The organism is Pseudomonas sp. DWP3-1-3b3, assembly GCF_049896305.1.
In the GTDB taxonomy this organism is placed as follows: Bacteria; Pseudomonadota; Gammaproteobacteria; order Pseudomonadales; family Pseudomonadaceae; genus Aquipseudomonas; species Aquipseudomonas azotoformans_A.
On record NZ_JAFCUA010000008.1, the window covers coordinates 117,889 to 138,592 of the forward strand.

Below are 20,704 nucleotides of genomic sequence, written 5' to 3' on the forward strand. Positions count from 1 at the left end.
ACCCACGTCCGAGCTTATGCACTGTTGCTTACCGCTCACCGCGAGGTCTTCGTTTGAAAGCTGCCATCCTCAAAAAGTACCGCCTGATCATCAAGACCATGGGCTACGTGGGCTGGGCGCTGTTCTGGCTGTTGCTGTGGGACGTCGCCGTCACCGTGGACTTCATGCTGTTTCTCACCGCCAAGATCAATTTGCCGCTGATGCCCCTGACCCTGCTGGGTTCGGCGCTGGTGGTGCTGATCAGCTTCCGTAACAGCAGCGCCTACAACCGGTGGTGGGAAGCCCGCACGCTGTGGGGCGCGATGGTCAATAACTCGCGCAGCTTTGCGCGCCAGGTGTTGACCCTGCTGGACGACCCCGACGGCGAAGTGAACCCGGTCAAGGCCACTTTGCTGCGCCGCCATGTGGCATACGTGAACTGCCTGGCCGCCCACCTTAAGGGCCATCCGTGCCCTGAAGAAGTCCGCGCGTTCATTCCCAGCGAAGAGTTCACGCGCAATGGCGCCACCAACAACTTCGCCAATGACATCCTCACCGGCTCGGCCGCACTGCTCGCCAAAGAATATAAAGCCGGTCATCTGGACAGCATCCGCCTGGCGCGACTGGAGTCGACCCTGGTGGACTTGTCCAACGCCCAGGGCGGCATGGAACGGATTGCCAATACCCCGCTGCCCTACCCCTACGTGTATTTCCCGCGCTTGTTTATCTCGTTGTTCTGCCTGATCGTACCGGTGGGCCTGGTGGAATCCCTGGGTTGGTTCACCCCACTGGCCTCGACGGTGGTGGGTTTCATGCTGCTGGCCATCGAGCGCATCGGCACCGACCTGCAAAGCCCGTTCAACTCCAGCGAACACCAGATCCAGATGGAAACCATCTGCGAAACCATCGAGAAAAATCTGCAGTCGATGCAGCGTGATGCGCTGGGTGGCGAGCGCATCGGTTAAACCCTCCTTTGGCCCTCAAGTGCGTGCTCCCGCAGTCGATACACAGGGAGTACGCATGGGCCACACCTCCCTCAAAACAACACATGCGACGCTCGACGCCACTGTTTTCTCCTTGCCAAAAATTATAAATACCCGCGGGTGAAGTCATGAATATCAAGCAAAAGCTGACCTGGGCGTTTGCCGCCATCGCGTGCGTCCCGGTTATTTTGGTCGCGGTACTGGTTGTGCTGAATCTGCGCGAGGGGGCCCAGGCCAATTTCCTCGACAGCAGCGGCCGTGAAATCCGCCAGATCGACAATGGCATGAAGCAGTTCTTCGACGGCATCAGCCAGAACGTCGACTATGTGGCCAAGGACCCGCGCGTTGTCGCGGCCAAGGACCTCAAGAGCTACGCCGGCGCCGACGCCGCACAAATCCCCCTCACCCCCACCAATAAAGAACTGCTGGAGATTTTCGACCAGTTCGCCAAGAGCCATCCGAGCACCGCCTACCTGTCCCTGGGCTTGAAAGACGGCGGCTACGCCAGTTGGCCCGACGACACCAAACTCAACAACTACGACCCGCGCGTACGCCCCTGGTATCAGGCGGCCATCGCCGCACCGGGCAAAACCGTGCGCACTGGCGCCTATTATTGGGCGCCGGACGATGTGACGCTGATCGGCACCGTGCACACCGTCGCCGATGCCAGCGGCAATATCCTTGGCGTGGTCGGCCTGGACGTGTCGCTCAAGCAGCTCACCGAACTGGTGCGCAACATCAAGCTCGGCGACAGCGGCTACTTGATGTTGGTGGAAGGCAACGGCAACGTGCTGGTGGACCCCAGCGATGCCAAGCACAACTTCAAGCCCCTGGCTGACCTGGGCCCGAACTACGCCGAACTGGCCAAGCGCGGCGACGGCGTGACCCAGATCGAGATCGATGGCGTGGCCTACATGGCCAACATGGTCAGTTCCAAAGACCTGGGCTGGCGTTTTATCGGCCTGATCAAGCGCGACGAAGTTATGGCCGGCGCCACCCGCCTGACTTGGCTGATCGCGGCCATCGCTGCGGTATTGGCGTTGGTGTTCGCGGTGGTCGGCGCCAGCTTTGCCAGCGTGATCGTGCGGCCGATTCGCGGCGTGGCCGACGGCCTGCAAGAGATCGCCGAAGGTGAAGGCGACCTGACCCGTCAGCTCAAGGTGCAAGGCAAGGACGAAACCGCCAGCCTGGCCGGCTGGTTCAACCAGTTCCTGGGCATGATAGCCCAGTTGGTGCAGCGTATCGGCAACGCCTCGTCGGACCTGCAGACCGCCGCCGCCGACACCAGCCAAGTCGCCAACAACATGAACCAGGCCGCCGGCCGCCAGCGCGAAGCCGTGGAACTGGTAAGCACGGCGTTCAACGAAATGGTCGCCACCGCCAACGAAGTCGCGCGCTCCTGCAGCGCCGCCGCCACCAGTGCCGACGAGGGCTACCGTGATGTGCACGACGGCCAGCACCATATCGGCGAGGCCACCGGCAGCGTGCTCAAGCTCAGCGAAGACCTGCAGAAGTCGACCCAGACCATGCAGTTGCTGGAGCAGGACAGCAAGAACATCAACACCATCCTCGACACCATCCGTTCGATTGCCGAACAGACCAACCTGCTGGCGCTGAACGCGGCCATCGAGGCTGCCCGTGCCGGGGATCAAGGCCGAGGTTTCGCGGTGGTCGCCGACGAGGTCCGCGCCCTCGCCCGTCGCACCGCCGACTCAACCGGCGAGATCGACAGCCTGCTCGGCAACCTCGCCCGCCGCACCCAAGAAGTGACGCAACAGATGCAAGGTAGCCTGCTGGTGTCCCACACCAGCGTGGAACGTATCCAACAGGCCCGCGACAGCTTCGACAAGATCCGCGGCTCGGTGGACTCGATCCGCGACCAGAACACCCAGATCGCCACCGCCGCCGAAGAGCAGCACCAAGTGGCCGAAGAGATCAACCGGCACATCGCGCAGATCCATGCCGACGCGCAGTTGGTCGAAGGCTTCGCCCACTCGGCGCAGACCGGGTCAGGTCGGTTGACGGATATTTCGGGTCAGCTCAAGGGGTTGGTGGGTCGGTTCAAGTTCTAACCCTTCCTCTGTAGGAGCCGGCTTGCCGGCTCCTACAGGTAATGGCTCAACCCACCTGAAGTTCCGTCGAACGCCCGGTGGCCTTGAAAAACACCAGCACGGCAATCCCCAGCGCAATCCAGCACGTGCCGCCGACCTTGGCATAGCTGTCGGAATTGACCAGCACGTAGCTGATGATCACAAAGCCGATCAGTGGCACCAGCCCGTGCACCAGCCGGCGACCGGCGCTGCGGTAGTGCCAGGCCACGGCCACATGGAGCAGCAAAAACGCGGTCAGCGCACCAAAGTTGCACATCGACGCCAGCAGGTTGATCTGCCCCACGAAGAACAGACCCAGCACCAGGCTCAAGCCCGCAACCAGCAATGTCGCGCGCTGCGGCACGCCGGTGACCGGGTGCACCTGGCTGAGAAACTGCGGTAGTTGGCGGTCCCGCGCCATGGCGAATAACAGGCGCGAGGTGGCGGCCTGGGCCACCAAAGAGTTGGCGATGGCTGCGCCGATGGCCACGGCCAGGGCGATCACCACTTGCAACCAGGGCCCGGCCACCAGGCGGCCGATTTCATAGAAAGCGTTGTTCGACGCATCGGCATCCGGGTACTGCACCAGATTGGGCTGCAGCAGCGCCGCCAGCCAGGTCTGCACCATGAACAACGCCGCCACCAGCGCCAATGCCCATAAGGTCGCACGCCCCACCGCGCGGCTACCGCCACGGGTTTCTTCCGACAAGGTTGAGATCGCATCGAAGCCCAGGAACGACAGTACCGCCACCGACAACGCGCTGAAGATCAGCGGCAGGGAAAACTCGTCCGGGTTGTACAGCGGCTTCATGGTCCAGCTGGCGCCATTCACGCCGTTGCTGATCGCGATACTCGCCAGCACCACGAACACCACCAGCACCACCAACTGCCCGTAGAGGAACAAGCGGTTGGCGCGGGCGGTGGTCTGGATACCGCGCAGGTTGACCAGGGTGTTGAGCACCACGAAAAACACGATCCACAGCGGCTGAGGCACGGCCGGGATCACGTTGGCCATGGCATTGGCGCCGATCACGTAGAGCAAGGTGGGCACCAGCAGGTAGTCGAGCAGGATCGCCCAGCCCGCCAGGAACCCCAACTGGCTGTTCAGCCCACGCCCGACGTAGGCATACACCGAACCCGCCACCGGGAACGCATGGGACATCTGCTGGTAACTGATGGCGGTGAACAGCATGGCGACAAAGCCGATCAGGTAGGTCAGCGGGACCATGCCGTGGCTGGCGTCGAACACCCCGCCAAAGATCGAGAACGGCGCCAGCGGCACCATGAACACCATGCCGTAGATCAGCAGGTCACCCAGGCTGAGCTGGCGCTTGAGTTGTTGGGTATATCCGAAACGCGCCAGCTGCGCGCTGTCACCGGGGGTGGAAGGATCGATCATGATGACGCTCCGCAAGGGTTGAACAGAAGCCTCACTCTAGGGCGGTACAGGCTGGCAGCTCTATCCTGAAAAATACTAGGTTTTGGCCTTGGCAGACTGTTTGCTTGAAAAACCGCGCAACCCCACGCCCGGAGGCGCCATGCACACCGACCTGATGCGATTCAGCGAGCAACTCGCCCACACCACGACGCTGGATGCGTGCCTGGCCGAGGTTCAGGCCGCCACTAACTCACTGGGTTTCAAGACGCTGATCTACGACTATGCCCCCGTTCCGGTCAGCCATGAAGGCGCGCTGATCACGCCGTCAGTGTTCAAGACGCTGAATGCCCCGACGGACATGCACGCCCTGTGGTGCGAGCGCGGCTATTACCAGATCGATCCGGTGCAGCAATGCGCGGCACGCCGCACCACGCCATTTGTCTGGTCATTTGGCACGGACACGCACTGGAACGGCGCCCTCACCGAGGCCCATCGCCCGGTGGCCCACTACATTCGCGACTATGGCCTGAGCACTGGCTTGACCGTGCCGCTGCACTTGCCCGATGGCGGTTTCGCCACGCTGACGGCGATTGTCGACGGCACGCCGGACGGCGCCGAGCAGCAAGCCCAGCACAACCTTGGCGAGATGCTGGTGCTGGCCCACGCCTTCCAGACCAGGGCCAGCGAGTTGCTGGCGCCGGCCGAGCGCTGCTGCACGCACATCCACCTCACCCGCCGCGAACGCGAGTGCCTGCAACATTCGGCCAAGGGGCTGACAGCCAAAGGCATTGCCGCCACCCTCAACCGCTCCCAGGCGACGGTCAACCTGCACCTGGTCGGCGCTGCACGCAAACTGGGCGCGCGCAACCGTGTGGAAGCGGTCGTGCGCGGCCTGCATTACCGGCTGGTGGAAGTCTGAGAACCTAGCATTTTTGCCAGTGCCGCTGACGGCACGCTTTGGCTAGCCTGTACCTCATTGATCCCCAAGGAGGTACACAGCATGCAGGTTCGCGAAGGTTATGCCGATTACCGTGGCCACCGGACATGGTTCCGAGTCACCGGCGATCTGGACTCGGGGCGCCTGCCCCTGATCGTCGCCCATGGCGGCCCCGGCTGCACCCACGACTACGTCGACAGTTTCAAGGATTTGGCCGCCACCGGCCGGGCGGTGGTCCACTACGACCAGATCGGCAATGGCCGCTCGACTCACCTGCCGGATGCCCCCAGCGAATACTGGGTGGTCGATCTGTTCCTCGCTGAACTGAACAACCTGATCGCCCACTTGGGCATCCGCGATTACGCCCTGCTCGGCCAATCCTGGGGCGGCATCCTCGGCGCCGAGCATGCGGTGCGCCAGCCGGCCGGCCTCAAGGCGCTGATCATCGCCAACTCGCCGGCGTCCATGGCGTTGTGGTCCGAGGCGGCGAATGAATTGCGCCAGGCGTTGCCCGCCGAGGTGCAGGCCACGTTGCTGCAGCATGAGAGAGCAGGCACTACCGACAGCGCCGAATACCGCGCAGCCTCGGACGTGTTCTACGCGCGCCATGTATGCCGCGTCCAACCGATGCCCGCCGAAGTCGCGCGCACCTTCGCCGCCATCGACGCCGACCCCACGGTGTATCACGCCATGAACGGCCCCACCGAATTCCATGTGATCGGCAGCATGCGTGACTGGACGATCATCGATCGCCTGTCACGCATCCAAGTGCCGACGCTGTTGATTTCCGGCCGCTACGATGAGGCCACGCCCGCGACGGTGCAGCCGTTCGCCGACGGTATTGCGGATGTGCAATGGCAGATTTTCGAGCAATCCAGCCACATGCCCCACGTGGAAGAACGTGACGCGTGCATGGCGTGTGTGGAGCGGTTTCTGGAACAGCGACTGAGCTAGCAGGCCGGGTCAAGCCGTGGGCCGTCGGTGCTTTCAACCGCGCCGGCGGCTGACCTGCCAACTCGCCAACTGATAAAGCCCGAGCAAACCGCCGGCCAGCAGCAGGGTCCATTGCACGCTCAGCGCCGCCGCCAACAGACCGGCGAGTAACCCGCCGATGGCTTCAAAGCCGAAACGCATGGCGATGTAGAACGCGATCACCCTACCCCGCAAGGCTTCGGGCGCGGCGCTTTGCAGCGTCATGTTGCTGCTGACATTGCTCACCGTGATACCAAAACCCAACCCGGCCAGCGCAACCAAGGTAAACCACAGCGGTGGGTTGGCCGCCACCGCACACAACGACACCGCACACACCACCGCGCCCATGGCGATGATGCGGCTCAACCGCGAGGTGCTACCCGCGAACGCAAGAAAGATCGTGGCCACAAAAGCCCCCGCGCCCGCAGCGCCCCAGAGCCAGCCCAGGGTCTGTGCATCGCCACTGAACGTGTGCTTGGCCAGGATCGGCAGCAGCACCGTGTAGCAGGAGGCAAGCAGGTTCACCATCACCACGCTGATCAGCAAGCGCCGGATGGACAATGTGCCCCACAAGTAGCGCAGGCCTTCGCGGAAGATCTCCCCGGTAGAGCCCTTGGCGCGCACTTGTGCGCGACTCTTCACCTGGCCCAGCCCGATCAGCAACATGCCGAAGGCGATGGCGGTGAGCAGAAAGCAACCGGCCTCGCCGCTCCAGTTGATCAGCAAGCCGGCCAGCGGCGGGCCGATAAAGCGCGCGGCGTTGATCAGCATCGCATTCAGTACGAGGGCATTGGGCAGGTCGTTGGGGTCATCGACGAAACTGGCGATCAAGGCTTGGCGCAGCGGCGTTTCCAGGGCATTGAGCAAGCCCAGCAGCAGCGCCATGACGATGATGACCTCGCGGCCCATCCACTGCTGCGAGGTGAGCACGGCGAGCGCCACCGATTGCACTGCCAGTATGGCCTGCACCGCCATCAGCAGGCGGCGCTTGTCGTGGCGGTCGGACCAGGCGCCCGCCAGCGGCCCGACCAACAGCTGCGGCAACAGCGTCAGAAACGCAATCGCGCCCAGCAGTACGGCCGAGCCGGTCAGGTGGTAGGCCAGCCACGACAGCGCGACCTGTTGCACCCATTTGCCCAGAGTGGAGAGGCCCTGGCCAACAAAGTAGATCTGGAAATTACGATGGCGCAACGCGCGGATGGGCGCGGGCCATCGGGGGGTAGACGCAGGATTCAAATAAACTCGCAGCCCTTTTGTGTCAGGGATTTAAGGACCCAGGAACGGTCGTTTTCGCCCAGTGCAATCTGTTCCAGCTGCTTCTGTTCGGCGGCATGTTTGGCATAGGCGCGATCATACACCTCGCCGACCTGCTCGAACGGCACGCAGAGCAGACCGTCCTCATCCCCGATCACCAGATCGCCCGGTTCGATCACCATGCCGGCCAGGGCAATCGGCACATTCACCTCGCCAGGGCCGTCCTTGTAAGGGCCGCGATGGGTAATACCGGCGGCGAACACCGGGAACTCCCCGGCGCCGATGCTGGCCGCGTCGCGAATCGCGCCATTGATCACAATGCCCGCCACGCCCTTCTTGATCGCGTAGGCCACCATCATCTCGCCAATCAGCGCGTTGCTCAGGTCACCGCCGGCATCCACCACGATCACGTCGCCAGGCTCGGCGATGTCCAGCGCGTGATGCAGCATCAGGTTGTCCCCCGGCCGTGCCTTCACGGTCAGCGCCGGCCCGACCAGTACGCCCGTGCGGTGCATCGGTTGCAGGCTGGCACCGCCGGCGGTCATGCGGTGCATGGAGTCGCTGATGTTGGCGACGGGCACCGTGCGGTAACGCTCGACCCACTCGGCAGCGACCTTGCGTTGCTGCTTGAGCACTCTGAATCCGATGGACATGGGGTATTCCTCTGATGATTTTTGTTTGTTTTGAAACGATGTTTCGAAATTAACATCACAAATTCAAATCAACAAGACTCAAACCCGAGTCATCCGCCAAATGACGAGCGGCAAAGCCCCGTATAAACAAACTAAACCTCTGATACAACAAGGCCAAACCACGAATACAGCTCGATCTTAAGTGACCACTGGAAAATTTATTTATTGCAACGCCGTTTCATTATGCTAATTTCCAGCCACCACCGCACACCGACAAAAACACCAAGGTGCACAGAAATGACCCGAACCCTCCTGCTGACCGGCCCGGAATTGACCGCCGACGCCATGGCCCATGCCGCCTCCCACGGCGTGCGCATCATCCCCACCACGCCCTACGCACCGGCCGATGAACTCATCGCGATCATTGCCCGCGAACAACCGGACGCGATCATCGTGCGCCAGGGCCAACTGACCCGCGAGATGATCAACGCCTCCGCCGCACTCAAAATCATCGCCAAGCACGGCGTGGGCTACGACACCATCGACATCGCCGCCGCCGCCGAGCGCCAGATCCCGGTGACCATCGCCCTGGGCGCCAACGCGCAATCGGTGGCCGAACACGCCTTGGCATTGATGTTCAGCGTGGCGCGCCAGACCGCCCTGCTCGACGCGCGGATGCGTGACGGGCACTGGGACAAAGCCACTTCGGTGGGCATCGAACTGTCCGGCAAGACCCTGGGCCTGGTGGGCCTGGGCGCCATCGGACGGATCCTGATGGAATTGGTGGCGCCACTGCGCATGACCATCAAAGTGTTTGACCCGTACCTGGCGGACCTGCCGAACGTGGAGCGCGTCGACACCATTGATGACCTGCTGGCGAGCTGCGATATCATCAGCCTGCATTGCCCGCTGACCGAGCAAAACCGCAACCTGTTTGGCGCCGCGCAGTTCAAGCGCATGCGCCCAGGCAGCATTCTGATCAACACGGCACGCGGTGAACTGATCGATACCGAAGCCTTGGTCCACGCCTTGAGCACCGGGCAGATTGCCGGCGCCGGGCTCGACACCTTCAACCCCGAACCGCCGCCTGCCGACTCGGCGCTGTGGGGCCTGCCGACCCTGGTGGCCACACCCCATGTGGGCGCCAACACCGCCGAAGCACGGGACCGCGTGGGCCTGCTGGCCCTGCAACACATCATCGATTTCTGGGACGGCATCGCGCCGCCACCGCGTGCGGTGGTCAACCGCCATCTCTACGCACACTGACATCGTCCGCCGATTACGCGCGGGCTCATCACGCTTCTCCAAAAAAAACAACACGGGAGAGAGTCATGCCTATCAGTTCTACCGACATCAGCGCCCTTGAGCGCTCAACCATGCGCAAGGTGGCCTGGCGACTGCTGCCATTCCTGATCCTGTGCTACCTGCTGGCGATCATCGACCGTGGCAACATCGGCATGGCCTCGCTGCAAATGAACCAGGACCTGGGGCTGACCCCGGCAATCTTCGGCTTTGCCAGCAGCCTGTTCTTTGTCTCTTACTTTCTTGTGGAAGTGCCGAGCAACCTGGCCCTGCAGCGCTTCGGCGCACGGGTGTGGATTGCGCGGATCATGATCACCTGGGGCCTGATTTCCGCCGGCACCGCGTTTGTCACCGGTGCCAACTCGCTGTATGTGATGCGTTTTCTGTTGGGTGCGGCCGAGGCCGGCTTCTTCCCGGGCGTACTGTTGTACCTCACCTACTGGCTGCCAGCGGCGTACCGTGGGCGCATGGTCGCTATCTTCATGGTGGCGATTCCCGGTGCCAACTTCATCGGCTCACCGCTGTCCGGCTTATTGTTGAGCCTGGACGGCTGGTTCGGCATGCGCGGTTGGCACTGGCTGTTCATCATCGAAGGCATTCCGGCGGTACTGCTGGGCATTGCCTGCCTGTTTGTGCTGACCGATCGCCCGGAGCAAGCCAAATGGCTGAGCCACGAGCAACGCCATTGGCTCACCAGTCGACTCGACGAAGAACGCAGCCGCAAGACCGCTATCGGGCATATCTCATTGTGGAAACTGCTGCGCCACAAACACATCTGGGTGCTGGCACTGATCTACTCCGGCGCCTCGGCGGCCGGCAGCACCATGAGCGTGTGGGCGCCGCAATTGCTCAAGACCTTTGGCTTGAACAACCTGGAAATCGGCCTGGTCAATGCGATCCCCTACGGGCTGGCATCGATCCTGATGATCATGTGGGGCCGCAGCTCGGATAAAACCGGCGAACGCCGCTGGCACACCGCGACCACCTTGTTGCTGATCACGGGCGGCCTGCTCTTGGCACTGGTCACCTCATCCCTGGTGGCGACGGTGATCATGCTGTCAATGGTGCTGATTGGTGCTTACTCCATGAAAGGACCGTTCTGGGCATTGGTCTCCACCTGGCTCTCCTCCTCCACCGCTGCTGCTGGCTTGGCGGCTGTGGGCGCGATGGCCAACCTGATTGGCGGCGGGATCATGGTCAATGTGTACGGCACGATTCATCATGCTACGGGCAGTTACGCGATTGCGCTGCTGCCATTGGCGGCGCTGTGTGCGGCAGGTGCGGTGATGGTGTTGTTGATGGGGCGCAAGCAGATGAAGGAAACCGTGGAGTTCAATAAAGCCGCCAACGCCAACTGAAATCCTAATGCCACAGGTACAGTGCTCAGCCTTAACGGATGGGCACTGGGGCTTGCCCACTCCCACCTTTAGCTCCGGTGGACAGTCAAGATTGCCCCCATCCGCCAATACCAGTATTTTGCAGCTTCCCCCCAACAAGGAGCACCCCATGGTAAAAACCCGCCCACGCCCCGCAGTCACCGGGGTGGCCTCGGCCGATCGGGTGCTCACCGTGCTCACTGCCTTCCGCATGGGGGATACTGCCCTGGAACTGGCCGAACTCGCCGCCCGCACCGGGCTGATCAAAAGCACCATCATGCGCTTGATGGTCTCGCTCGAAGACCACGGCCTGATCACCCGCCTGGCCGACGGTCGCTATCAGTTGGCCACCGAGATCATGCGCTTGAACACCGTGTATCAGGACGGCCTCGACCTTGAACGCCACATCACCCCACTGCTGCACCGCCTGACTCAAGAAACCGGCGAAACCGCGTCCTTCTATGTACGTCACGGCGCTTATCGGATGTGCCTGTACCGCGTGAACTCCCCCCATCACCTGCGCCTGCACCTGCAACCCGGTGACACCCGCCCCATGGACGGGGCCGCCGGGGCCGAGGCGTTGCGCACGCCCTATTCGCTGGCCGCGAAGATGATCAAGCCGATTTTCTCCCACGGCGCCACCGACCCCCACGCCTCGTCCATGGCCCTGCCGATCTTCGGCCCAGGAGAAAACCTGATCGGTGCGCTGGTACTGTCCGGCCCCGCCAGCCGCCTGACCGCCGAACAAGCGCAGACGCTGCACCCGCTGTTCCAGCAAGCCGCCGTCGAACTGACCCGTAGCCTGGGTGGCGACGCACTGGCCGACACCGACGCCCCGCAGAAAAAGCTGCGCGGCAAAAAAGCCGACTAAACTCATCACGGATGCGCAGAACAGTAGGGTGCGAGGTCATTCGCACCCTGAGCGACATTCCACCACATCCCATCATCGCAGCGCCTGTAATAGTCTATTGCAGGACTCTAATGTACTAACCAGTTACTTATCTTGCTAAAATCGCGTCTTTGCCCTCTCACATTCGAGTCCTGTCGACATGAAACGAGCATCGCGCGCCGCTGGCGCCTCTAGATTCTTACTGCTGGGCCTGGGCGTGATCATCGCCCTGCTCGGCCTCGCGCTGGCCATTGGCGGCGTCAAACTGGTCAGCCTGGGAGGTTCCTGGTACTTCCTGATCGGCGGCGCAGTCATGACGATTGCCGGCCTGTTGATCGCCGGCCGCAAGCCAGCCGGTGCCTGGTTGTTCGCCGCCTTTTTGATTGGCACGGCCATTTGGGCGGTGGCGGACGTGGGCCTGGTGTTCTGGCCGTTGTTCTCCCGCGTGTTCATGTTCGCGGCCATCGGCATGGTGGTGGCGCTGGTGTACCCGTTGCTGGTCAACCGGCCTGCACGCGGCGCCTATGCGGTGGCTGCCGTACTGGCGGCGGGCGTGGCGGTCGCGGCGGGCAACATGTTCGTCGCCCACCCGAGCGTGGCGCCGACCGGTGCCGGCCCTGGCATCACCCCGGTGACTGCGGCCGACGCACAGAAAGACTGGGCGCATTACGGCAACACCGAAGGCGGCAGCCGCTTCGCCGCGCTGGACCAGATCAACCGTGACACGGTCAATAAGCTCAAAGTGGCCTGGACCTATCACACCGGCGACGTCGCGATCAGCGACGGCAACGGTGCCGAAGACCAGCTGACGCCCCTGCAGATCGGCAACAAGGTCTTCATCTGCACACCCCACAACAACCTGATCGCCCTGGACGCCGACACCGGCAAAGAACTGTGGAAGAACGAGGTCAACGCCAAATCGGCGGTGTGGCAGCGTTGCCGTGGCATGGCGTATTTCGACGCCACCGCGCCGATTGCCCAGCCGACCCAGCCGAACAGTTCACCGATCATTGCCGCCAGTGTGCCGGCCGGCGCGCAGTGCCAGCGTCGCCTGCTGACCAACACCATCGATGCGCGCCTGATCGCCGTAGATGCCGACACCGGCAAATTCTGCGAAGACTTTGGCACCCACGGCCAGGTGGATTTGAAAGCCGGCCTGGGTAACGTGCCGGACAGCTACTACCAACTGTCTTCCGCACCCCTGATCGCCGGCACCACCGTAGTCGTCGGCGGCCGCGTGGCCGACAACGTGCAGACCGACATGCCAGGCGGCGTGATCCGTGGCTTCGACGTGATCAGTGGCCAGATGCGCTGGGCCTTCGACCCCGGCAACCCGGAAGACAAAACAGCCCCGGCCGACGGCAGCACTTACGTGCGCAGCACGCCGAACAGCTGGGCGCCGATGTCCTACGACCCGCTGATGAACACGGTCTTCCTGCCGATGGGCAGCTCGTCCACCGACATCTACGGCGTGGAACGCACCCAGCTCAACCACAAATACGGCGCTTCGGTGCTGGCGCTGGATGCCTCCACCGGCGCGGAAAAGTGGGTGTACCAGACCGTCCACAATGACCTGTGGGACTTCGACCTGCCGATGCAGCCAAGCCTGATCGACTTCACGCCACCGGGCGGCGACAAAGCCGTGCCTGCAGTCGTGATCGGCACCAAGGCCGGGCAGATCTACGTGCTCGACCGCGCCACCGGCAAGCCGCTGACCGACGTTAAAGAAGTCCCGGTCAAGGCCGCCAACATCCCCAACGAACCCTACTCCCCGACCCAGCCGAAATCCGTCGGCATGCCGCAGATCGGCGCGCAAACCCTGACCGAATCGGACATGTGGGGCGCCACTCCCTACGATCAGCTGCTGTGCCGTATCGACTTCAAGGGCATGCGCTACGACGGCCTGTACACCGCGCCGGGCACCGATAAATCCCTGAGTTTTCCAGGCTCCCTGGGCGGCATGAACTGGGGCAGTATTTCCACCGACCCGGTACACGGCTTTATCTTCGTCAATGACATGCGCCTGGGCCTGTGGATCCAGATGGTGCCGTCGCAGAACAAGGCCCAAGCCGCGTCCGGTGGCGAAGCGCTGAACACTGGCATGGGCGCCGTGCCGCTCAAGGGCACGCCGTATGCGGTGAACAAAAACCGCTTCCTGTCGGTGGCCGGCATTCCGTGCCAGGCGCCGCCGTTCGGCACCCTGACCGCGATCGACATGAAGACGCAAAAGGTCGCCTGGCAAGTGCCGGTCGGCACCGTGGAAGACACCGGCCCGCTGGGCATTCGCATGCACCTGCCGATCAAGATCGGCCTGCCAACCCTCGGCGGCACCCTGTCGACCCAGGGCGGCCTGATCTTTATCGCCGGCACCCAGGATTTCTACCTGCGCGCCTTCAACAGCGGCAACGGTGATGAAGTCTGGAAAGTCCGCCTGCCCGTGGGCAGCCAAGGTGGCCCGATGACTTACGTGTCGCCGAAAACCGGTAAGCAATACATCGTGATCACCGCCGGTGGCGCACGCCAGTCCACCGATCGTGGCGACTACGTGATCGCCTACGCCCTGCCATAACCCCCTGTTCGCGCGGCGCCTCCCCCGGCGCCGCGCCTTCTGCCTGGAAAAACCCGCATGACCCCCACTTCTCATATTCCCCTTGGGCGCCTGTTGCTGGGCCTCGCCCTGGGTGCCGCCCTGCCCGTGCAAGCCGATGACACCACCCTGACCGGCGACTGGGGCGGCCTGCGCCGTGAACTCGACGCGCAAGGCATCCGCTTTACCGGCGACTACAGCGGCGAAACCGCCTACAACGCCCACGGTGGCCAGCATCGCTCGGCGCGCTACTCGCAGAACCTCAAGCTGGGCGTGCAGTTCGACCTGGGTAAGCTCTACGGTTTCAATAATGGCGATCGCATCCAAGTCACTATTAACGACCGTCGCGGCAACAGCGCTTCCGAGGATTTGGTGGGCAACCGCCTGCCGATCCAGGAAAACTACGGTGGCCTCTACACGCGCCTGACCGAATTGAGCTACGAGCGCACGCTGTTCACGCAGGCCCTCAACGTCAAGTTCGGCTACATGGCCATGGGCAATGACCTCGGCGGCCTGGACAGCGGCATCCTGTGCAACTTCATGAACGCCGGTTTCTGCGGGCACCCGCTGAACATGTCCGGCGGCAGCGGCTGGACCAACTACCCCAATGCACGCCTGGGTGCGCGGGTGAAATACGACTTCGCACCCAACTGGCAACTGCGCGTCGCCGCGTTCAACGTTGACCCGGAAAGCAATGGTAACTCCAGCCGCGCCTGGAAACTGGGACCCAAACACACCACCGGCACCGTGGTGCCGATCGAGCTGGTGTACAAACACGCGGGCAACCTGCCGGGTGAATACAAGCTGGGCTATTACTACGACAGCTCCGACGTGAAACGCATCGGCAGCAGCAAGGAAGTCAGCGGTCGCGGCGGTCACTACCTGCTGATCGACCAGGCCGTTTGGGCTTCCGACTCCTCCGCCGGCCGCGTGCTGCACGCCTTCGGTCAATACTCTGCCGCCAGTGAAGCGGCTTCGCCATTCACCAAGTGGTATGGCGCGGGCGTGGTGCTGTACAAGCCGTTCGAAGGCCGACCGCGTGACACGCTGGCCTTGGGCTATGGTCGCGCCGTGCCCAACCCACGCAGCCGCGAGGCTCAGGAGCTGGCCGCGCTCAACGCAGGCAACGACTACCCCAACCTGAGCAATGCCGAACAGCTGATCGAACTCAGCTACGGCTACCAGGCCACGCCCTGGCTGACCCTGCGCCCGGATGTGCAATACATCATCGAGCCGGGTGCGTTTTCCGGTGACAACATCGACAACGCCCTGGTGCTGGGCCTGCAGGTCAAGGCGGTGTTCTGAAACGGCTCAGTCGTCTGACGGCAACGCCCTGTTCGCCTGTTCGAGCGCAGTGATGCGCTCGACTTTCTTGCCGGAGCGCTCCGCTTCGAATTCCGATTCCAGAAACACTTTGACGATGCTCTTGGCCAGCTCGGGCCCGATCACCCGCGCACCAATGGACAGGATCTGCGCATCGTTGCTCTTGCGCGCACGCTCGGCCGAATACGTGTCGTGGGCCTGTGCAGCCCGCACGCCTTTGATCTTATTGGCAGAGATCGCCATGCCAATGCCCGTGCCGCAAATCAACACGCCCAGGCGCTGCTCACCCGCCCCCACCGCCATGGCCACCGCCGCCGCGATATCGGGATACAGCACGGGGCTGGACGAATGACAGCCAAAATCCTCGACCCCATACCCCAGGCCTTCGATAAAGCGCTTGAGCAGCTCCTTAAGTTCGAAGCCCGCCTCGTCGCATCCGATGGCCACCGAAAACGTCGTTTGTGCACCCATTACTGTTTCTCCATCAGACCGATCATATGATCACTCACTGAAATTATGCACAATCATTAGCGGGCGATGAGTAGGTCGCTGTCAAGGCTTATTTAAAGACCCAAACACTAAATAACGCTAAAACCTCGGCGAGAGCCGTGGGCAAAGCATTGACAAAACCGACCCAAGCAGTTTAAACATATGATCACTATCCGATCATATGATCAGGCTGTTGGCTAAGCCTACCTAATAAGAAAATCAGCAAGAGGACACACCGATGGCCACGCCATTACTGCTCCAGGCTGAACAAGTTTCCAAGGCCTATGCCGGGGTCCCCGCCCTGCGCGACGGGCGTCTCTCCCTGCGGGCCGGCAGCGTGCACGCACTGTGCGGCGGCAATGGCGCCGGCAAATCGACCTTCCTCAGTATCCTCATGGGCATCACCCAACGCGACGCCGGCACCATCCTGCTCAACGGCCAACCGGTGCAGTTCGACCGCCCCAGTGCGGCACTCGCCGCAGGCGTGGCGATGATCACCCAGGAACTGGAACCCATCCCCTACATGACCGTGGCCGAGAACATCTGGCTGGGTCGCGAGCCGCGCCGCGCTGGCTGCATCGTCGACAGCAAGGAACTGAACCGGCGCACCCGCGAATTGCTGCACAGCCTGGAATTCGACGTCGACGCCACCAGCCCCATGCATCGCCTGAGCGTGGCGCAGATTCAGCTGGTGGAGATCGCCAAGGCGTTCAGCCATGACTGCCAGGTGATGATCATGGACGAGCCCACTTCGGCCATCGGCGAGCGCGAAGCCGAAACCCTGTTCAAGGCGATCCGCCGCCTGACGGCGCGGGGTGCCGGCATCATCTACGTGTCCCACCGCCTCAGCGAATTGGCGCAGATCGCCGACGACTACAGCATCTTTCGCGACGGCGCCTTTGTGGAGAGCGGGCGCATGGCGGATATCGACCGCGCCCACCTGGTGCGCGGCATCGTCGGCCAGGAGCTGCAACGCATCGACCACAAGGTCGGCCGCGAATGCGCCGCCACCACCTGCCTGGACGTCAGTGGCCTGAGCCGCGACGGCGAGTTCCAGGACATCAGCCTGCAACTGCGCCAGGGTGAAATCCTCGGCATCTACGGCCTGATGGGCTCGGGGCGCAGCGAATTCCTCAACTGCCTGTACGGCCTGACCCTGCCGGACGCCGGCAGCGCTACCCTGCAAGGCCAGCCGTTGCCGACCGGCACGCCGGCGGCGACGATTCGTGCCGGTATGTCCCTGGTCACCGAAGACCGCAAAGACAGCGGCCTGGTGCTCAGTGGCAGCATCCTCGCCAACATTGCGTTGTCGGCCTATAAGCAGCTGTCGAGTTGGTCGGTGATCAATGCGCGCAAGGAGAACGCCCTGGCCCAGAGCATGGTCAAGCGCTTGCAGATCAAGGTCTCGTCCCTGGACCTGCCGGTGGAGTCCATGAGCGGCGGCAACCAACAGAAAGTGGTGCTCGCCAAATGCCTGTCGACGCAGCCGATCTGCCTGCTCTGCGACGAACCCACACGCGGCATCGACGAAGGCGCCAAGCAGGAGATCTATCACCTGCTGGACGAATTCGTGCGCGCCGGTGGCGCGGCCATCGTGGTTTCGTCCGAAGCCCCGGAACTGCTGCACCTGAGTGATCGCATCGCCGTGTTCAAGGGCGGCCGGCTGGTGACCGTCAGCACCGACACCGCCCTTTCCCAGGAAGCCTTGTTGAGTCTCGCCTCATGAATAGCAAAGTCCTCGCCGCCCCCGTTACCGCCGCGCCGCGCAATCGCCTGCGCCTGTCCCTCGACCGTTTTGGCCTGCCGCTGGTGTTTATCCTGCTGTGCCTGGTAATGGCGTTTTCCAGCGAATACTTCATGACCTGGCGCAATTGGATGGACATCCTGCGCCAGACTTCCATCAACGGCATTCTCGCCGTGGGCATGACCTACGTGATCCTGACCAAGGGCATCGACCTGTCGGTGGGGTCGATCCTGGCGTTTGCCGGTTTGTGCAGCGCCTTGGTCGCCACCCAAGGCTACGGCCTGCTGGCGGCGGTGAGTGCCGGGATGTTTGCCGGGGCCATGCTGGGCGTGGTCAACGGGTTCATGGTTGCCAACCTGAGCATTCCGCCGTTTGTCGCCACCCTCGGCATGCTCAGCGTGGCGCGGGGCATGACTTTTATCCTCAACGATGGCAGCCCGGTCACCGACCTGCCGGACAGTTTCCTCGCCCTGGGCATCGGCAAGCTCGGCCCCATCGGCGTGCCGATCATTATCTTTGCGGTGGTCGCGCTGATCTTCTGGATGGTGCTGCGCTACACCACTTACGGGCGCTATGTGTACGCCGTGGGCGGCAATGAAAAAAGCGCGCGTACGTCCGGCATTGGCGTGCGCAAGGTGACGTTCTCGGTGTATGTGATTTCGGGCCTGCTGGCGGGACTCGCGGGCGTGGTGCTGGCGGCGCGGACCACCTCGGCCCTGCCCCAGGCCGGCGTGTCGTATGAGCTGGACGCGATTGCCGCCGTGGTAATCGGCGGCACCAGCCTGTCAGGTGGCACCGGCAGCATCGTCGGCACCTTGTTTGGCGCGCTGCTGATCGGTGTGATCAACAACGGCTTGAACCTGCTCGGGGTGTCGTCGTATTACCAACAAGTGGCCAAGGGGTTGATCATCGTACTTGCGGTGCTGATCGATGTCTGGCGCAAGAAAAAACGCTAAGTGGAGTGTGTGCAATGTCCAATTTCTGGAACCAGGCGTTCGACCTCACCGGCCGTTGCGCCGTGATCACCGGGGGCGCCGCCGGGATCGGCCTGGCCTGCGCGAGTTTGTTGGTGGAGCGCGGTGCCAGGGTGGCCTTGCTGGATCGTGACCCCGCGGTGGTCGAAGTGGCCGCCAGCCTCGGCACGGGGCATTTGGGTTTGGTGGCTGATTTGCGCCAGCTCGATTCGGTACAGGCTGCGATTGATGAGGCCCACACCGGCCTCGGGCGCATTGATTACCTGGTCAACAGCGCGGGTGTCGCACTGCTGGACAAGGCCCTGGACGTCAGCGAAAACGCCTGGGACACCACCCTGGACATCAACCTCAAGGCCAGCTTCTTCGTGGCCCAGGCCTGTGCCCGGCATATGATCGAACAAGGCAGCGGGCGCATCGTCAACCTGGCCTCCCAAGCGGCGGTGATTGGGCTTGATCGCCATGTGGCCTACTGCGCCAGCAAGGCGGCAGTGGTCGGCATGACCAAAGTGCTGGCCATGGAATGGGCAGCCCACGGCATCAACGTCAACGCCGTGTCGCCGACCATCGTCGAGACCGCCCTGGGCAAGAAGGCGTGGGCCGGCGAACTGGGTGAGAAGGCCAAATTGCAGATCCCGGTGGGGCGCTTCGCCCAGCCGGAAGAGATCGCCGGGCTGGTGCTTTACCTGGTCAGCGATGCGGCCAAGATGATCACCGGGGAAAACGTGGTGATCGACGGCGGCTACAGCATTCAGTAATCCGATTCCAGACAGATAAGAACAAGGAAACACCCTATGAATCGAGTCATCAACGATCCGGACCTGGTGGTCGAGGACATGCTCGCCGGCATCCTCCTGGCGCACCCGGAACTGGTGCAGTACGAAAGCAACCCACGGGTCATCGGTAAGCGTAAGACCTCACCGGCCGGCCAGGTGGGCATTGTCACGGGTGGCGGTTCGGGGCATGAGCCGGCGTTTCTGGGTTATGTGGGGCCAGGGCTGGTGGATGCGGTCGCCGTCGGCGAGATTTTCTCCTCGCCCACTGCCAAGAGCTTCTTCGATGCGTTCCGCGCCGCCGACCAGGGCGCGGGCGTGGCGTGCCTGTACGGCAACTATGCCGGCGACAACATGAACGTAAAGCTGGCGATGAAAATGGCCGCCAGCAAAGACATGAACATTCGCACCGTGGTCGCCAATGACGACGTGGCCTCTGCCCCACCTGCCGACATCGCCAAGCGTCGCGGCGTGGCCGGTGAGATTTTCATGTGGAAAATCGGCGGTGCCGCCGCCGCCCAGGGCTACGACCTCGACGGCGTGATCCGTGTGGCGCAGAAAGCCGTGGATCATTGCCGCTCCATCGGCGTGGGCCTGACGCCCTGCACCATCCCCGCAGTGGGCAAGCCGAACTTCCACATTGCCGATGGCCTGATGGAACTGGGCATCGGCCATCACGGCGAGCCCGGCATTGAAGTGGTGCCGGTGGAATACGCCGCCGCCATGGCCGAACGCATGCTCGCGCCGATCCTGGCTGACCGCGACTTCACCCAAGATGAGAGCGTGGTGGTGCTGGTCTCCGGCCTGGGCGCTACGCCGGTGATGGAACTGTATATTTTTTACGCCGAGGTCGAGCGCCAATTGCGCGCCAAGGGCCTGCGCATTCACCGTTGCTATGTAGGCAACTACTTCACGTCGCTGGAAATGATGGGCGTGACCCTGACCCTGCTCGGCCTCGACGCTGAACTGAGCAGCCTGATCGACCAACCCTGCCGCTCCATCGGCATGACCCAGTCGGAGTAGAG

The 20,704-nt window shown here is 62.9% G+C and carries 16 protein-coding genes and 2 pseudogenes; 14 read left to right on the forward strand and 4 right to left on the reverse strand.

The window, feature by feature from the left end; translation table 11 throughout:
* Positions 1–53 precede the first annotated feature (53 nt).
* From ACP7BX_RS22980 to ACP7BX_RS22990, 3 genes and pseudogenes are all read left to right on the forward strand, one after another.
* Positions 54–944: a bestrophin family protein gene (locus ACP7BX_RS22980; RefSeq protein ID WP_426127703.1), complete on the forward strand. Its 891-nt coding sequence runs from the start codon at positions 54–56 to the stop codon at positions 942–944.
* Between the two features lie 146 nt (positions 945–1,090).
* A pseudogene (locus ACP7BX_RS22985) lies at positions 1,091–2,173 on the forward strand (cache domain-containing protein); the annotation flags it as partial.
* Positions 2,174–2,497: 324 nt separating this feature from the next.
* Positions 2,498–3,034 (forward strand): annotated as a pseudogene (locus ACP7BX_RS22990) (methyl-accepting chemotaxis protein); the annotation flags it as partial.
* A gap of 46 nt (positions 3,035–3,080) precedes the next feature.
* Here ACP7BX_RS22990 and ACP7BX_RS22995 read toward each other — a convergent pair.
* Positions 3,081–4,451 carry an APC family permease gene (locus tag ACP7BX_RS22995; protein ID WP_426127701.1) on the reverse strand — a complete coding sequence of 457 codons (1,371 nt, stop codon included), beginning with the start codon at positions 4,449–4,451 and terminating at the stop codon, positions 3,081–3,083.
* Positions 4,452–4,590: 139 nt separating this feature from the next.
* Here ACP7BX_RS22995 and ACP7BX_RS23000 point away from each other — a divergent pair, with 139 nt between their 5' ends.
* Positions 4,591–5,349 (forward strand): helix-turn-helix transcriptional regulator, encoded by a 759-nt coding sequence (locus ACP7BX_RS23000; protein ID WP_426127699.1) that lies wholly within the window; start codon positions 4,591–4,593, stop codon positions 5,347–5,349.
* An 81-nt stretch (positions 5,350–5,430) separates the two neighbouring features.
* Entirely contained in the window at positions 5,431–6,321 is an 891-nt protein-coding gene (locus ACP7BX_RS23005) for a proline iminopeptidase-family hydrolase (RefSeq protein WP_426127697.1), read from the forward strand.
* Between the two features lie 33 nt (positions 6,322–6,354).
* Here the strand turns inward: ACP7BX_RS23005 and ACP7BX_RS23010 are convergent, their stop codons facing one another.
* Both ACP7BX_RS23010 and ACP7BX_RS23015 read right to left on the reverse strand, forming a co-directional pair.
* A complete protein-coding gene (locus tag ACP7BX_RS23010) occupies positions 6,355–7,575 on the reverse strand; it encodes an MFS transporter (protein ID WP_426160662.1) in 1,221 nt (406 codons plus the stop codon).
* Positions 7,572–8,246 carry an RraA family protein gene (locus ACP7BX_RS23015; RefSeq protein WP_177114722.1) on the reverse strand — a complete coding sequence of 225 codons (675 nt, stop codon included), beginning with the start codon at positions 8,244–8,246 and terminating at the stop codon, positions 7,572–7,574. Before ACP7BX_RS23015 ends, ACP7BX_RS23010 begins: the two co-directional genes overlap by 4 nt.
* 276 nt (positions 8,247–8,522) lie before the next feature.
* Here ACP7BX_RS23015 and ACP7BX_RS23020 point away from each other — a divergent pair, with 276 nt between their 5' ends.
* From ACP7BX_RS23020 to ACP7BX_RS23040, 5 genes are all read left to right on the forward strand, one after another.
* Positions 8,523–9,491, forward strand: coding sequence for a hydroxyacid dehydrogenase (locus tag ACP7BX_RS23020; protein ID WP_426127695.1), 969 nt, complete (start codon positions 8,523–8,525; stop codon positions 9,489–9,491).
* Between the two features lie 65 nt (positions 9,492–9,556).
* The gene (locus tag ACP7BX_RS23025) at positions 9,557–10,885 is read left to right on the forward strand and encodes an MFS transporter (protein WP_038846498.1); all 1,329 of its coding nucleotides are present in this window, start codon (positions 9,557–9,559) and stop codon (positions 10,883–10,885) included.
* A gap of 148 nt (positions 10,886–11,033) precedes the next feature.
* Complete coding sequence (locus ACP7BX_RS23030) at positions 11,034–11,774, forward strand: IclR family transcriptional regulator (RefSeq protein WP_177074334.1); 741 nt, start codon at positions 11,034–11,036, stop codon at positions 11,772–11,774.
* 178 nt (positions 11,775–11,952) lie between these two features.
* Complete coding sequence (locus tag ACP7BX_RS23035) at positions 11,953–14,361, forward strand: glucose/quinate/shikimate family membrane-bound PQQ-dependent dehydrogenase (protein WP_426127692.1); 2,409 nt, start codon at positions 11,953–11,955, stop codon at positions 14,359–14,361.
* A 57-nt stretch (positions 14,362–14,418) separates the two neighbouring features.
* Positions 14,419–15,684: a carbohydrate porin gene (locus ACP7BX_RS23040; protein ID WP_426127690.1), complete on the forward strand. Its 1,266-nt coding sequence runs from the start codon at positions 14,419–14,421 to the stop codon at positions 15,682–15,684.
* Positions 15,685–15,690: 6 nt separating this feature from the next.
* On the opposite strand, the gene rpiB is transcribed toward ACP7BX_RS23040, so the two are convergent.
* Entirely contained in the window at positions 15,691–16,173 is a 483-nt protein-coding gene (rpiB, locus tag ACP7BX_RS23045; protein ID WP_038844192.1) for a ribose 5-phosphate isomerase B, read from the reverse strand.
* Between the two features lie 256 nt (positions 16,174–16,429).
* Between rpiB and ACP7BX_RS23050 the strand changes: the two genes are divergently transcribed.
* The 4 genes from ACP7BX_RS23050 to ACP7BX_RS23065 are packed head-to-tail and all read left to right on the forward strand — an operon-like array spanning position 16,430 to position 20,702.
* Positions 16,430–17,917 carry a sugar ABC transporter ATP-binding protein gene (locus tag ACP7BX_RS23050; protein ID WP_177074331.1) on the forward strand — a complete coding sequence of 496 codons (1,488 nt, stop codon included), beginning with the start codon at positions 16,430–16,432 and terminating at the stop codon, positions 17,915–17,917.
* Positions 17,914–18,891: an ABC transporter permease gene (locus tag ACP7BX_RS23055; protein WP_071494913.1), complete on the forward strand. Its 978-nt coding sequence runs from the start codon at positions 17,914–17,916 to the stop codon at positions 18,889–18,891. The genes ACP7BX_RS23050 and ACP7BX_RS23055 overlap by 4 nt, the downstream gene beginning before the upstream one ends.
* 14 nt (positions 18,892–18,905) lie before the next feature.
* The gene (locus ACP7BX_RS23060; protein WP_426127687.1) at positions 18,906–19,664 is read left to right on the forward strand and encodes an SDR family oxidoreductase; all 759 of its coding nucleotides are present in this window, start codon (positions 18,906–18,908) and stop codon (positions 19,662–19,664) included.
* A 36-nt stretch (positions 19,665–19,700) separates the two neighbouring features.
* Positions 19,701–20,702, forward strand: a complete 1,002-nt coding sequence (locus tag ACP7BX_RS23065) for a dihydroxyacetone kinase subunit DhaK (RefSeq protein WP_426127685.1) — start codon at positions 19,701–19,703, stop codon at positions 20,700–20,702.
* Positions 20,703–20,704: the final 2 nt, after the last annotated feature.